Origin of the sequence: Rhodococcus sp. NPDC056506 (assembly GCF_042794945.1) — a bacterium.
Lineage (GTDB): Bacteria > Actinomycetota > Actinomycetes > Mycobacteriales > Mycobacteriaceae > Rhodococcus_F.
In genome coordinates, this window is sequence record NZ_JBHTSW010000004.1 from 126,772 (window position 1) to 140,142 (window position 13,371).

At 63.8% G+C, this 13,371-nt stretch carries 13 protein-coding genes and 1 pseudogene; 9 read left to right on the top strand and 5 right to left on the bottom strand.

The window, feature by feature from the left end; all coding sequences use genetic code 11:
- The first annotated feature begins 100 nt into the window (after positions 1 to 100).
- From ACFQ6H_RS06015 to ACFQ6H_RS06025, 3 genes are all read left to right on the top strand, one after another.
- Positions 101 to 1,555, top strand: coding sequence for an NCS2 family permease (locus ACFQ6H_RS06015; RefSeq protein WP_378446242.1), 1,455 nt, complete (start codon positions 101 to 103; stop codon positions 1,553 to 1,555).
- A 65-nt stretch (positions 1,556 to 1,620) separates the two neighbouring features.
- Positions 1,621 to 2,052 (top strand): MarR family winged helix-turn-helix transcriptional regulator, encoded by a 432-nt coding sequence (locus ACFQ6H_RS06020; RefSeq protein ID WP_003939901.1) that lies wholly within the window; start codon positions 1,621 to 1,623, stop codon positions 2,050 to 2,052.
- 81 nt (positions 2,053 to 2,133) lie between these two features.
- Positions 2,134 to 3,441, top strand: a complete 1,308-nt coding sequence (locus ACFQ6H_RS06025) for an MFS transporter (RefSeq protein WP_378532768.1) — start codon at positions 2,134 to 2,136, stop codon at positions 3,439 to 3,441.
- On the opposite strand, the gene ACFQ6H_RS06030 is transcribed toward ACFQ6H_RS06025, so the two are convergent.
- Positions 3,425 to 3,973, bottom strand: coding sequence for a hypothetical protein (locus tag ACFQ6H_RS06030; protein ID WP_378644683.1), 549 nt, complete (start codon positions 3,971 to 3,973; stop codon positions 3,425 to 3,427). The genes ACFQ6H_RS06025 and ACFQ6H_RS06030 overlap by 17 nt on opposite strands.
- A gap of 70 nt (positions 3,974 to 4,043) precedes the next feature.
- Between ACFQ6H_RS06030 and ACFQ6H_RS06035 the strand changes: the two genes are divergently transcribed.
- The 3 genes from ACFQ6H_RS06035 to ACFQ6H_RS06045 are packed head-to-tail and all read left to right on the top strand — an operon-like array spanning position 4,044 to position 5,746.
- Positions 4,044 to 4,634: a TetR/AcrR family transcriptional regulator gene (locus ACFQ6H_RS06035; protein ID WP_378532287.1), complete on the top strand. Its 591-nt coding sequence runs from the start codon at positions 4,044 to 4,046 to the stop codon at positions 4,632 to 4,634.
- Between the two features lie 48 nt (positions 4,635 to 4,682).
- The gene (locus ACFQ6H_RS06040; protein ID WP_378532289.1) at positions 4,683 to 5,489 is read left to right on the top strand and encodes a TrmH family RNA methyltransferase; all 807 of its coding nucleotides are present in this window, start codon (positions 4,683 to 4,685) and stop codon (positions 5,487 to 5,489) included.
- Positions 5,486 to 5,746: a DUF2537 domain-containing protein gene (locus ACFQ6H_RS06045; protein WP_378532292.1), complete on the top strand. Its 261-nt coding sequence runs from the start codon at positions 5,486 to 5,488 to the stop codon at positions 5,744 to 5,746. Before ACFQ6H_RS06040 ends, ACFQ6H_RS06045 begins: the two co-directional genes overlap by 4 nt.
- Before the next feature lie 20 nt (positions 5,747 to 5,766).
- Here the strand turns inward: ACFQ6H_RS06045 and ACFQ6H_RS06050 are convergent, their stop codons facing one another.
- The 4 genes from ACFQ6H_RS06050 to ACFQ6H_RS06065 form a co-directional block, all read right to left on the bottom strand.
- On the bottom strand, positions 5,767 to 6,552 hold the full coding sequence (locus tag ACFQ6H_RS06050) for a DUF6928 family protein (RefSeq protein ID WP_378644687.1): 786 nt from the start codon (positions 6,550 to 6,552) through the stop codon (positions 5,767 to 5,769).
- 52 nt (positions 6,553 to 6,604) lie between these two features.
- A complete protein-coding gene (sepH, locus tag ACFQ6H_RS06055) occupies positions 6,605 to 7,519 on the bottom strand; it encodes a septation protein SepH (RefSeq protein WP_378644689.1) in 915 nt (304 codons plus the stop codon).
- Between the two features lie 199 nt (positions 7,520 to 7,718).
- Complete coding sequence (gene serC, locus ACFQ6H_RS06060; RefSeq protein ID WP_007733484.1) at positions 7,719 to 8,840, bottom strand: phosphoserine transaminase; 1,122 nt, start codon at positions 8,838 to 8,840, stop codon at positions 7,719 to 7,721.
- A gap of 62 nt (positions 8,841 to 8,902) precedes the next feature.
- On the bottom strand, positions 8,903 to 10,030 hold the full coding sequence (locus ACFQ6H_RS06065) for a citrate synthase 2 (RefSeq protein WP_230814514.1): 1,128 nt from the start codon (positions 10,028 to 10,030) through the stop codon (positions 8,903 to 8,905).
- A 245-nt stretch (positions 10,031 to 10,275) separates the two neighbouring features.
- Here ACFQ6H_RS06065 and pdxH point away from each other — a divergent pair, with 245 nt between their 5' ends.
- The 3 genes and pseudogenes from pdxH (at position 10,276) to ACFQ6H_RS06080 (ending at position 13,242) form a co-directional block, all read left to right on the top strand.
- Entirely contained in the window at positions 10,276 to 10,989 is a 714-nt protein-coding gene (gene pdxH / locus ACFQ6H_RS06070; protein WP_378644691.1) for a pyridoxamine 5'-phosphate oxidase, read from the top strand.
- Positions 10,986 to 12,253, top strand: a pseudogene (locus ACFQ6H_RS06075) (MFS transporter). The gene pdxH and the pseudogene ACFQ6H_RS06075 overlap by 4 nt, the downstream one beginning before the upstream one ends.
- A 41-nt stretch (positions 12,254 to 12,294) precedes the next feature.
- On the top strand, positions 12,295 to 13,242 hold the full coding sequence (locus tag ACFQ6H_RS06080) for an aldose 1-epimerase family protein (RefSeq protein WP_378644693.1): 948 nt from the start codon (positions 12,295 to 12,297) through the stop codon (positions 13,240 to 13,242).
- The last annotated feature ends 129 nt before the right edge of the window (positions 13,243 to 13,371 follow it).

Below are 13,371 nucleotides of genomic sequence, written 5' to 3' on the forward strand. Positions count from 1 at the left end.
AATTAACGCTACCCGTACCCCGGTGGCCTACTCTCCCTAGTGCGACCGGCTTCATGTGCGCCGGCACACGGCGACCTACAGCGATGGGGAAAGAACAAACATGGCGGCACCCGGCAAGATCCTCGACACCTATTTCAAGATCAGCGAACGAGGGTCGACGATCTCGACCGAGATTCGCGGCGGTGTCGTCACCTTCGTGGCGATGGCCTACATCGTGGTCCTCAACCCCCTCATCCTCGGCAGTTTCTCGGCCGAAGACGCTGCGGCGAAGACCGACGTTCTCGGCAATATCCTTCCGGTCAACCAGGTGGCTGCAGTCACCGCTCTGGTGGCCGGCCTGATGAGCATCGTCTTCGGTGTCGTCGCCAACTATCCGTTTGCCATCGCCGCGGGTCTCGGCATCAACAGCCTCCTCGCAGTCACCATCGCACCTCAGGTCACCTGGCCCGAGGCGATGGGTCTGGTGGTCATCGACGGTGTGATCATCGTTCTGTTGGCGCTCACCGGCTTCCGAACGGCGGTGTTCAACGCGATCCCCGCAGCGCTGAAGTCCGCGATCGCAGCCGGTATCGGCATGTTCATCGCCTTCATCGGACTCGTCGACGCCGGATTCGTCCGCCGCATCCCCGACGCCGCCGGTACGACGGTCCCCGTCGGACTCGGAATCAACGGCTCCATCGCTTCGTGGCCGACCGTGGTGTTCATCTTCGGTGTGCTGCTCATGGGTGTTCTGGTCGTGCGCAAGGTTCGTGGTGGACTGCTGATCGGCATCGTCGTCACGACGATCCTCGCCGCCGTCATCGAAGCCGTTGCCGACGTCGGACCCTCACTCGGCACCAACCCCAAGGGCTGGAACCTCAGCATCCCCGCCATCCCGGACATGCTCGGCGGTATGCCCGACCTGAGCTTGGTCGGCGACGTCAGCATCTTCGGAGCGTTCACCCGTATCGGTGTTCTGGCCGCCAGCCTGCTGGTCTTCACCCTCGTGCTCGCGAATTTCTTCGACGCCATGGGCACGATGACAGGTCTCGGTAAGGAAGCCGGCCTGACCGACAAGGACGGAAACCTCCCCAACGTCGGTCGCGCGTTGGTCGTCGAAGGTGCGGGTGCGATCGTCGGCGGTGGCGCTTCGGCGTCGTCGAACACCGTGTTCGTGGAATCCGCGTCGGGTATCGCCGAAGGCGCCCGCACGGGCCTGGCAAACGTGGTCACTGGTCTGCTCTTCCTGGTCGCGATGTTCCTGACGCCGCTGTACTCCGTCGTGCCGATCGAGGCAGCTGCGCCTGCCCTCGTCGTCGTCGGTGCATTGATGATCGGACAGGTCCGAGACATCGATTTCACGAAGTTCTCGGTGGCACTCCCGGCGTTCCTGACCATGATCGTCATGCCGTTCACCTACTCGATCGCCAATGGCATCGGCGTCGGCTTCATTTCGTGGGTGGTCCTGCACGCTGCCAGCGGTGGTATCAAGAAAATCCACCCGTTGCTGTGGATCGTGGCGGCACTTTTTGTGGCCTACTTCACTGTCGGACCCATTACCGACGCCCTTACGTGAAATCGGGGTTGACCGGTATTCGATTACGTGAGCTACCGGCCAGCTCTTGACGTATTGTCTGACGCGTGACCACCGAAACTCGTGCGCTGGCCAGCGATCTTTCCCTGGCTGTAGTGCGTCTCACCAGGCATCTGCGCGGCCGCAGAGTCGACGCTCAGGTATCGCTGACGCAACTGTCCGCTTTGGCGAGCCTGGATCAGTACGGCCCGATGACTCCTGGCGTACTCGCAGCACGTGAGAAAGTGCAGCCGCCGTCGATGACGCGGGTTGTTGCTTCTCTCGCCGAGCTCGGTTTGGTCGAGCGTTCGCCGCATCCCACGGACGGTCGTCAGATCATCGTCAACCTCTCCGACGCCGGGCAGGCGTTGCTCGCGGACGAGACCCACGCGCGTGAAGCGTGGATGAACGAGCAGTTGGCGGGGTTGGGTGGCGAAGAACTCGCGACGCTGCGCGGGGCTGTCGAGATCATCACGGAGATGGTCAACAAGACGGAGTAGCTCCGCCATGCCATAGGTCGTTGCCCAAACGAATTACTCGAGGGGCAAGATGGTGTGGTGCCCCGAGACCCCGATTCCGGCATGTTTGCCGCGCTCCACAACCGTAACTACCGCCTTTGGGCTTCCGGACAGATCGTTTCTCTGGTCGGCACGTGGATGCAACGTATCGCCCAGGACTGGCTGGTACTGACGCTCTCGGACGGCAACGCGTTGGCGGTGGGCATCGTCATGGCCTTGCAGTTCGGCCCGACGCTGTTCCTCTCGGTATGGGGCGGTGTGCTGGCCGATCGGTACGACAAGCGTCGGATCCTGATCTTCACGCAGTGGGCGAGTGCGGCCTGTGCGCTGGTACTGGGTGTGTTGGACGTCGGCGGACTGGTCGCGTTATGGCACGTCTTCCTGATTGCCTTTGCGCTCGGTTGTGTCTCGGCGCTCGACGCACCGGTGCGTCAGTCGTTCACTATCGAAATGGTGGGCAAGGAGCACCTGTCCAACGCCATCGCGCTCAACTCCATGACGTTCAACACGGCCCGCATCGTCGGCCCGGCCATCTCGGGTGTTCTGATCAACCTGATCGGTACCGGGTGGGTGTTCCTGCTCAACGTCGCGACGTTCGGAGGGGTGCTCATCGCGCTCTACCTCATGAACAAGAAGGAGTTGATCCCGTCCGAACCCGCTCCGCGTACCAAGGGCCAGGTGCGCGACGGGTTCCGATATGTGTGGGGCCGCAAGGACCTTCGGGTGATCATGGTGTCCGTCTTCATGGTCTCGACGTTCGGTCTGAACTTCGCGATCAGCCTTGCGGTGATGGCGCGTAACACGTTCGGTCTCGAGGCCGACGGCTACGGACTCCTGTCCACGACGCTCGCCGTGGGAACCCTTGCGGGCGCTGCGTATGCCGCGAGACGGAAGGAAGCACCGCGACTGCGTACGTTCCTCGGTGCCGCCGTGGCTTTCGGTGTGTTCGAGGTCGCGGTCGGGTTGATGCCCACCTACGCGTTGGTGGCACTGATGCTGATTCCCACGGGCGCACTGACATTGACGTTCACGACGTCTGCAATGAACATCCTGCAGATGTCGGTACCCTCCGAGATGCGCGGGCGGGTAATGGGCATCTACATGCTCAGTTTCCTCGGTGGCACACCGCTGGGAAGCCCGTTGCTGGGCTGGCTCGCCGACTCCGTGGATCCTCGCGCGCCCCTGATCGTGGGCGGAGTGATCTCGCTGGTCTCGGGCACTGTGGCCGGGGTGTACCTGCTGCGTAGCGAAGGGCTGAAGCTTCGGCTCGCGAGGCCGGAAGACGGTGGCAGGCTGCCGGTTTTCGTCCTGCGTCCGGTGATCGTGTGCGATGCGACCGAACAGGCAGTCGAGGCTAGCCGCGCGCCATGACCTTCTCTCGCTTGGGAAATACCGTGTAGCTCAACGCGATTGCTCCCCAGATTCCCAGCACCACAGTGAGCTTGCTGATCCATCCGTCGAGGGCTCCCGTACGGGCGGGGTCGTCGACGAGGTAGATGGCGGCGGCGAGAAGCCCGCACGCGATGGCCCAGGCGATCGCGGCTTTGCCGAACTCGCGCCATTCGCGCAGGGCCCGCGCGCTCCCGTACTTGGGCGGTGCCACGGGCGCTGGGCCGCCGGCGAATCGGTAGGCGAACCTGGTGTCGGCCCAGGAGATGAGGCTGTGTCCGAACGCGACGGAAAAGCCGATGTAGGCCGCGGCAAGGCCGTGGGTGAAGTTCGCCTCGCCACCGCCGCGAAGATCGAGGGCCGTGGCGACGAGCAGGACCACGTCGACCAGGGGAGCGCAGATGAGCAGCGCGGCGCCCAGCGTCTCGCGGCGCAGGAGATAGCGGGCGGCGAGACCGGCGGCGATGAACACCCAGAACATGATTTCGCACGCGATGATCAGGTGGACGATCATGACATCAGCTCATTTCTAGTACGACTGTATTAGTGGAGGAAAACTAGCACAGTTGTGTTAGTTTTGTGAAGTGGTGAAACGAATCAGTCCCGACGAGCGACGAGAAGAGATCGCCGAGGCTGTCTGGCGTGTGATTCGACGCGACGGTGTCGCGAGCGCCAGCGTCCGAGCCGTCGCGGACGAGGCGAAGATGTCGACGGGCTCGCTGCGTCACTTCTTCACCACGCAGTCCGAACTCTTGCTGTTCGCGATGACGCTCGTGACCGTTCGGGTGGAGAAGAGGATTGCCGGCATCGACTTCGATCCCGACATCCGCCGCGCGATCCGCCAGTTCACCGATCAGTTCGTGCCCCTCGACGAAGATCGGCGTGAAGAAATGCAGGTTTGGGAGGCCTTTGCTGCTGCCGCCCAGACCGATCCGGCGTTGACGGCGGTGCGTGACGAGACAGACCGGACCTTGTTCGAGCACTTTCGTTCGTTCGTGGAAGCGGCGCATCGAGCGGGTTTTCTACGGCCGGGTGCCTCGGTCGACATCGAGGCGATGAGATTGCATGCGCTCGCCGACGGGCTCGCGTCGCACGGCGTCGACAATCCCGAGCGAACCAATCCGGAGGTGATCAGCCAGGTGCTCGACGCGCATTTTGTCACGCTGTTGCGCTAGGTCGGGAGTAGTGGTGGGGGCTCGCGGTGCGTACGGCACGATAGACCCGTGGTTCACGTCATCGACATCTCAGATCCCGCCGACTCTCGGCTGGATGACTTTCGCGATCTCAACTCCTCGGATCGACGCCCCGACCTGCCGGAGGGCAAGGGGTTGGTTATCGCCGAGGGAGTGTTCGTCACTCAGCGGCTGCTGACCTCGCGGTTCGAGCCGATCAGTCTCCTCGGCGTCGAACGACGGCTCGTGGAGTTGGCTGACGATCTCGACGGTGTGGACGTGCCGTTCTACCGTACGAGCGCCGAAGTGATGGCCGAGGTCGTCGGATTCCACCTGAACCGTGGCGTCCTCGCTGCAGCATCACGTCCGGCACCGCTCGCGGTCTCGGACGTGTTGAGGGATGCGAAGACGGTAGCGATCCTCGAAGGCGTCAACGATCACGAGAACCTCGGCTCGATGTTCCGTAACGCTGCGGGGCTCGGCGTCGACGCCGTTCTGTTCGGGAAGGGTTGTGCCGACCCGTTGTACCGGCGCTCGGTCCGCGTGTCGATGGGACACGTGCTGCGAGTGCCCTTCGCGCACGTGGCGAAATGGCCGTACGACCTCGAGGAGCTGCGTGGCAACGGTTTTCAGCTCATTTCCTTGACTCCGAATCCGGAAGCGGTCACTTTGGCCGAAGCGATGACCGGGGAGAAGGTGGCGCTACTGCTGGGCGCCGAGGGGCCAGGACTGACCGAACATGCGATGCGCGCCACCGACATTCGCGCCAAGATACCGATGGCACCAGGCACCGATTCGCTCAACGTCGCGACCGCAGCGGCGATGGCCTTCTACGAACGTGTCAGGACCGGCCGGTGACTCAGGACCGCACACCCTGGTTCACCGGAATCGCGGTGTCGGTATTCGCCGCGATGCTCTCGACCAGTGCCGTCGCGGCGTTCTGCGTCGCACTGGGCAACGTGAACGTGCTCCTGGCGATTGTCGTCAATCTCATTGCGGTAGGCGGACTTGCGCCGACCGTGTGGCGCTGGCGAGCGATTCCTGTCTGGCGATGGGTGGTCTTCGGCGCAGTTGTCGGCGTTCCGCTCGGGTGGATCGCAGCGATAGCCGCATGAACCTGTGAAGGCGTACCGCGCTACTTGAATCCGAAGTACCGGGCGAGGCGGCTGCGCGGCTTGGCTGCCGGCGCTTCGCGGATCGGCGGCATGTTCTCGTGCACGGGCACCTCGGTTGGCGCCGGCTCGTGTACCGGCACGGGAGCTGGTGGCGCAGGTTTAGGCGCCTCGCCGGGACGGTGAATCTTGAAGCCCCACAGGAGAATCTGCGTCGTATCGAGTTCGTGTTCTCGCGGAGCGCCGGTGTATCGGAATCCCAGCCACTCGAGATTGGCGGACTCCGCGAACTGTTGCGGGTGGAACGGCAATGACTGCGGATCGGGCAGGATCCCGGGCGGATAGCGCAGAGGATGATCGCCGGCCCAGAATTCCCGTTCCCAGGTCTGCGGGATCCCCACATTTTCGACGATGTCTATCGGGATGGCACTGAACGAGCGTCGTAGCTCGCCGTCCTCCCACAGTGCAAACGAGCCCTGCGCGGTTTCGGGGACGGAGCTGATCAGCAGCGTCGACCCACCCTCGGCCGAAAGGTGCCAGGACTCAGGCAGTTTCGAGGGGACGAAGGTGCTGAGTTCGGCGCTGCATACGACGCTCACCCGGTTGTACGCGCCGATGAAGACGTAGCCGGGGCTCACCGTCGCGGCCATCGACAGCGGCTGGGGCCCGAGGGATTCGAACTCCTTGTCCGGATACAACGACATGGCGATTTTCAGCGCCTCTGTCTGATCCGGCTGCGGGTACTTGCTCAATTCGGTGCGAGCGTCTGCGCCGCCCAGAAACCAGATTGTCGATACCCGTGCAGCCACCGGCAGCCCTCTCTCCTCAGCCTCGCTCGAAAGAAGAATACTTTCCTTCGGGTCAGCGACCGCTGCTGCGGACCCCGAGAAGAACGTCATCCCACGAGGGCAGAGCAGGCCTTCCGCGCTTGTCCTTTGTCTGCGTCTGTTGCGGCGCGGTTTTCGGCGTCACATCCGGCGCAGGTTCGGGAACCTCTTCGGCGACGACGGTTTCCGGTTCGGCAATCGGCTCGGGCGCCACGATCCGTTCGGGAACCACAGTCCGTTCGGCAACCACAGTCCGTTCGGGAACCACCGTCGGCTCGATTTCCGCCACCGGTTCGACGTCGAATCGGGACAGTTCGAGCTGTTCCGGCTCGTTCGAGGCCACCGGTACCAGCCCGCGGAGAGGGCGACCGAAGTCAGGATCGATCAAGTCGAATGCTGCGTCGTCGAGCGCAACGATCGTTCCGCCGTGTGCATCGGGCTGGTAACGCCAGTGCGCGGCGTTGGTGGTGCGGCCGGCCTGCCACTGCAACTGCGCAACCCACTGATTGTCCTCGTCGCGCCAGGCATCCCAGGTGGCCTCGTCGATGCTGTGGCCACGAGCACGGAATGCGTGAGTCACGATTTCGGAGAGTGTGGGAACCGTCGGACCGTTGTCGCGAACCGGGTGACCGCCCTGCGCCATTTCTGCGGCGCGAGAGCGCTCGAGCAGAACGGGATACGCAAAGCGCTCGACCTTGCTGATGGGAATCTTCGCTTCTTCGGCGACCTGTTCTACGGAAGCACCGGAACGGATGCGGGCCTGGATTTCGCGGGGACGGAGTTGGCTTTCCATTTCGATCTCAATCTGGCCGAGTCGAGCCACGTCTCCGCGGGAAGCTGCACGAAGTTTGTCATCGGCGGGAAGCCGGAATTTCTGGCCGGTTTCAGCATCTGCGCACACCACATGCGATCCATCGGGTTCAAGTCCGATCACTCGAAGCTCTCGCACATTGACCTCCTTATCGCGCCGGCTCGCGACTTTGCGCCGCGCTCAACTGTAATTCATTCGTGACCATGGGCTCGGCAGGACACGCAGGGCGAGATGGCCTCTGATTCACCTACCGGTGTGGTAGCTCACAGGGTCTTGCGCAAACGACGCTCGGCCCCCGACACGATGTCAAGGGCCGAGCGGTGAAGCAGTGTGAAAATCAGCCGAGCTGAGAAACGACCCAGTCGATGCTCTTGGTGAGAGCGGTGACGTCATCGGGGTCGATGGCCGGGAACATGCCGACACGCAACTGGTTGCGTCCGAGCTTGCGGTACGGCTCGGTGTCGACAATTCCGTTGGCGCGCAGGATCTTTGCAACTTCTGCTGCGTCGACGTCGTCGTTGAAGTCGATGGTGCCGACAACCTGCGAGCGGTGTGCCGGATCAGCGACGAACGGCGTTGCGAACTCGCTGGCCTCGGCCCAGTTGTACAGGCGCGAGGACGAATCCGCGGTGCGAGCGGTGGTCCAGTCGAGGCCGCCGTTGCTGTTCATCCACTCGATCTGGTTGGCGAAGAGCAACAGGGTGGCCAGGGCCGGGGTGTTGTACGTCTGATCCTTGGAGCTGTTGTCCACGGCGATGGGCAGCGAGAGGAAGTCGGGCGTCCAGCGTCCCGAATCCTTGATCTCCGCGACGCGCTCGAGGGCGGCCGGGCTCATCAGCGCGATCCACAGTCCGCCGTCTGCAGCGAAGCACTTCTGCGGAGCGAAGTAGTAGACGTCGGAATCGGCGACGTTGACCGGGAGTCCACCGGCGCCCGAGGTGGCGTCGATGGCGATCAGGGCGTTCTCCGAACCCGCGGGACGCGAGACGGGGATCGACACGCCGGTGGAGGTCTCGTTGTGCGCCCAGCCGATGAGATCGACGGACGGGTCCGAGACCGGCACCGGTGCGCTGCCCGGATCGGCGGAGACGACGATCGGGTCACCGATGAACGGGTTGGCCTTGGCGACCGAAGCGAACTTGGAGCTGAATTCGCCGTTGGTCAGGTGCAGCGACTTCTCGCGGATGAGGCCGAATGCAGCCGCATCCCAGAACGCAGTGGTTCCGCCGTTACCGAGGACGACCTCGTAGCCCTCGGGCAGTGAGAACAGATCGGCGAGGCCGGAACGAATGCTGGCGACAACGTTCTTGACCGGCTTCTGGCGATGGCTGGTGCCGAACACCGAAGCGCCCACCTCGACCAGGGACTGCAGCTGCTCGGGGCGAACCTTGGAAGGACCGCAGCCGAAGCGTCCGTCGGCGGGCTTGAGGTCGGCGGGGATGATCGGTGTGGAGGTCATCGCTTCTTTCTGTTCCTTCACTTGTGTTCTGTACTACCATGATTGGCGAATTCGAGCGGGTGTCACGCGTGGCTGATCTGGTCCCAGCCCTCGACGGACTCAGGCGTGCGGGGCTCCGGGCCGGTGTAGATGGCGGCCGGGCGTACCAGTTTACCGAGACGCTTCTGCTCGAGGATGTGTGCACACCAGCCGGCGGTGCGACCACAGGTGAACATGGCGGGCATCATGTGCGCGGGAACCTCGGCGAAGTCGAGGATGACTGCAGCCCAGAACTCGACGTTGGTCTCGATCGCGCGATCGGGACGACGCTCACGCAGTTCCGTCAGTGCTGCCTGCTCGAGAGCTGCGGCAGCCTCGTAGCGGGGAGCGTTGAGACGCTTCGCCGTAGCGCGGAGCACGCGTGCACGGGGATCTTCGGCGCGGTAGACGCGGTGTCCGAAGCCCATGAGCTTTTCCTTGCGGTCGAGGATTCCCTTGACCAGTGCGCGGGCGTCGCCGGTCTTCTCGGTCTCTTCGATCATCGGAAGAACGCGGGCCGGAGCGCCGCCGTGCAGCGGGCCGGACATCGCGCCGATGGCGCCGGAGAGCGAGGCCGCGACGTCGGCGCCGGTGGAGGCGATGACGCGGGCCGTGAAGGTGGAGGCGTTCATGCCGTGCTCGGCTGCCGAGACCCAGTACGCGTCGATTGCCTCGACGTGTGCCGGATCGGGCTCGCCCTTCCAGCGCACCATGAAGCGCTCGGTGACCGTCTTGGCCTCGTCGATGCGGCTCTGCGGGACTGCGGGCTGGTAGATGCCGCGAGCGGACTGCGCGACGTAGGACAGTGCCATGACGGACGCGCGGGCGAGCTGGTCGCGGGCGGTCTCGTCATCGATGTCGAGGAGCGGCTGGTAGCCCCAGATGGGAGCCAGCATCGCCAGTCCGGCCTGGACGTCGACACGGACGTCGCCGGTGTGAATGGGGAGGGGGAACGGCTCGGCCGGCGGGAGGCCGGGGCCGAAGCGGCCGTCGACGAGAAGGGCCCATACGTTGCCGAAGGTGACCCTCTGGCCGACCAGGTCTTCGATGTCGACTCCGCGGTAGCGCAGTGCGCCGCCGTCTTTGTCGGGTTCTGCGATATCGCTGGTGAAGGCGACGACGCCTTCGAGTCCGCTCACAAAATCGTCCGGTATTGCTGCGCTCGCTGCCATTCTCGTGGACTCTCCTCGTTCGAGTGCGCCAGGTCTACAGTCGCACTGCCTCAGCTTCAGTGACTGCGCCTCGGTGCTCGCAGGGATGAGCACGCACCGTGTTTAGTACTGCGCAATCTTCTCGTCCCGATTCGGTTGCTGTCGCTGGTGCGGCTCGCGGTCCGGGTCGGGTCTAGCCACGGCAAACTTTAGCGCGTGCCGCGTAGCCGTTGGCCAGTGAGTACCCGGGAGTAGCGTTCTCGGCTGTGTCGAATGAACGTCAGGACCCGCAGGCGGTGGACAACGAACTCGCGGCCATGCGCGTGGGCTATCCGCAAGCAGGCAGCGAATCGGAGTCCGTCGAGGACCGCATGAGTGCGGAATTGGATACCTCGGTCGTCGAGACCGGTTGGCTGCCCCTCATGCGTCAATGGCTCGTGGACGCCGTCGAAGCGGACGCGCCGGAACCGAATGCCATGACTCTGTCGACGGTCGACGACCGTGGACACCCGGCCTCGCGCACCGTGCTCTGCAAGGGCCTCAGTGAAGACGGCGTGCTCTTCTTCACCAACTACGGATCCGACAAGGCTCGTCAACTCGACGCCCATCCGTACGCGTCGGCCAACTTCACGTGGCTGACTCTTGCCCGGCAGGTGATCGTTCGCGGCGCCACCGAGCGGGTGAGTGATGAACTGACGCAGGAGTATTGGCGAACCAGGCCTCGTGGATCGCAGCTCGGTGCGTGGGCGTCGTCGCAGTCTCGTGCGATCGGCTCGCGTGCCGATCTCGACGAGCAACTGCGTGAGGTCGCGGCCCGATTCGGCGTGGACGGAGAGATTCCGGTGCCACCGAACTGGGGCGGGATTCTGATTCGGCCGGAGTCTGTCGAGTTCTGGCAAGGGCGCGCGAACCGCATGCACAATCGAGTTCGCACGAGCCTGGTCGACGGTCAGTGGTCCGCCGTCCGACTCCAGCCGTGAGCCGGTTACTTGCGGATACGACTCCGCTCGAGAATCGCGACTACCGACGACTGTGGACGGCCGGCATCGTCACCGTTATCGGCGCTCAGCTCAGTGTGGTCGCCGTACCGCAGCAGGTGTATCAGATCACCTTGAGCTCGGCCTATGTCGGTCTGACGGGAATCTTCGGCCTGGTACCGCTGATCGTTTTCGGTCTGTGGGGCGGCGCCCTCGCCGATGTCATGGATCGACGACGACTGTTGATGATCACCTCGATCGGACTCGGCGTCACGTCGGTTCTGTTCTGGATCCAAGCCGCGCTGAACGTGAACAACGTGTGGTTGGTGCTCGGCTTGTTCTCGGTTCAACAGGCGTTCTTTGCCGTCAACCAGCCGACTCGAGCGGCGATCATCCCTCGGCTGATTCCGGGCCGACAGTTGCCTGCCGCGAACTCGCTGAACATGACCGTCGTGCAGTTCGGTGCAATAGCCGGCCCGCTGCTGGCCGGCGTTCTCATTCCGAAGGCAGGTCTGCAGCTGCTCTACCTGGTCGACTCGATCTTTCTGCTCGCCACGTTGTGGGCAGTGTGGAAGCTCTCCCGGCGATTCCGCCGACCGGGACCTCTCGGCGGGCCGGATTGAGCGAGGTGCTTGGCGGCTTCACGTATCTGGCGACGCAGAAGGTTCTGCTCGCGTCGTTCGTGGTGGACATCATCGCGATGGTGTTCGGGATGTCGCGTGCACTGTTCCCGGAGATCGCACACGAATCCTTCGGTGACCCTGCCAGCGGTGGTTCTGCGCTCGGACTGCTGTTCGCGGCGATGTCGGTGGGAGCCGTTCTGGGCGGAGTCTTCTCGGGTTGGTTGCCGCGGGTGCAGTACCAGGGGCGCGCCGTGATGGTCTGCATCGTGCTGTGGGGGTTGTCCATGGTCGGCTTCGGCGTTGCCGTGTACTTCGCGAGTCCCGGTTCCAGCGTGATTCTGCTCTGGGTCGCGGTGGCGTTCCTGGCGTTCGGCGGCGCCGTCGACATGGTCTCGGCCGCATTCCGCAGCACGATGCTCCAGCAAGTGGCAACCGACGACATGCGCGGAAGATTGCAGGGCGTTTTCATCGTGGTCGTGGCAGGTGGTCCGCGTATCGGTGACGTACTGCACGGCGGCGCGGCCTTCCTGTTCGGAACCGGTGTTGCGGCAGCGGGAGGCGGCTTCCTGGTGATTGTCGGTGTTGTCCTTTCTGCCCTCGCATTCCCGGCGTTCGTTCGCTACAAGGTGGGACGCGCCGTCTGACGTCCTGGTTAACCGGTCGCTCGTGGTGGAAACTGGTACGTATGACTGCGCCGCACAGCACGGGTAGGGGAGGGTTCGAGATCCGTGGTGGCGGCTATCGGGCCGAGATCGCGGCGGCCGGTGCCGGACTGCGGCTTCTCGATCACGAGGGGCCCAACGGTCAGCGCGCGCTGACCGAAACCTGGGCCCTCGGATCGAAGCCGCCGCTCTCTGCCGGATTGGTTCTCGCGCCGTGGCCCAACCGGATTCGGGACGGGCACTTCATGTTCGACGGAATCGAGCATCAACTCGAGATCACCGAACCGGCGCTGGGGAACGCAAGCCACGGGTTTGTCAGGCGTCGGAATTGGAGCCTCGTCGACCACACCTACGAGCGCGTCGAACTGTCGGTCGACGTGGGACTGCACAAGGGTTGGCCGTATCCGTTGCAGCTGACGGTCGCCTACGAGGTCGGTGTTGACGGATTGACCGTCACTCACACGGCCACGAACAAGGGTGCGACCTCGTCGCCGTTCGGGCTCGGAATGCACACCTTCATCCGCGCCGGCGACTTTCCGCTCGACGAATGTGCTCTGCATCTGGCGGCAGGCACGCGACTGCCGATCGATCCGGCGAGGATGCTGCCGAACGCGTATTCGCAGGCAGTCGCCGGTACGGACTACGACTTCCGGACGCCGAGACTGCTCGCCGGGGTTCAGTTGGACACCCCGTACAGCGCGTTGGACGTCGTCGACGGCAGTGGTCGCACTCAGCACGAGCTGCTGGCTCCGGATGGAACGGGCACAGCGCTGTGGACCAACCGCGAGTTCCCGTGGATTCAGGCATTCATCGCAGATCCCGCCAACGACAAGGGATATCCCGACCGTGGACGAGCATTGGCTTTGGAGCCGATGACCTGCCCACCCGATGCATTCAACTCGGGCATCGATCTCCTGGTGCTTCGACCGGGTCAGACGTGGACTGGTAGCTGGGGCATCAAGGCTCTGTGATCCGGCTCTCATACCGTGGGATCGTGTAACGCAGTCTGGGTATCGGCCGATAACAATCGATTTTCGGTACTCCGTGTCAGTGGTTCAGAAGGTCGATCGTTCGTCCACGTCTCGTGCTGCTGTCGAGAC

Coding starts and splice junctions, on each gene's coding strand:
- ACFQ6H_RS06025 (WP_378532768.1), top strand. CDS start 2,134: ATGTTTGCCGCGCTCCACAACCGTAACTACCGCCTTTGGGCTTCCGGA.
- ACFQ6H_RS06030 (WP_378644683.1), bottom strand. CDS start 3,973: ATGATCGTCCACCTGATCATCGCGTGCGAAATCATGTTCTGGGTGTTC.
- serC (WP_007733484.1), bottom strand. CDS start 8,840: ATGACCTCCACACCGATCATCCCCGCCGACCTCAAGCCCGCCGACGGA.
- ACFQ6H_RS06065 (WP_230814514.1), bottom strand. CDS start 10,030: ATGGCAGCGAGCGCAGCAATACCGGACGATTTTGTGAGCGGACTCGAA.
- ACFQ6H_RS06015 (WP_378446242.1), top strand. CDS start 101: ATGGCGGCACCCGGCAAGATCCTCGACACCTATTTCAAGATCAGCGAA.
- ACFQ6H_RS06080 (WP_378644693.1), top strand. CDS start 12,295: ATGACTGCGCCGCACAGCACGGGTAGGGGAGGGTTCGAGATCCGTGGT.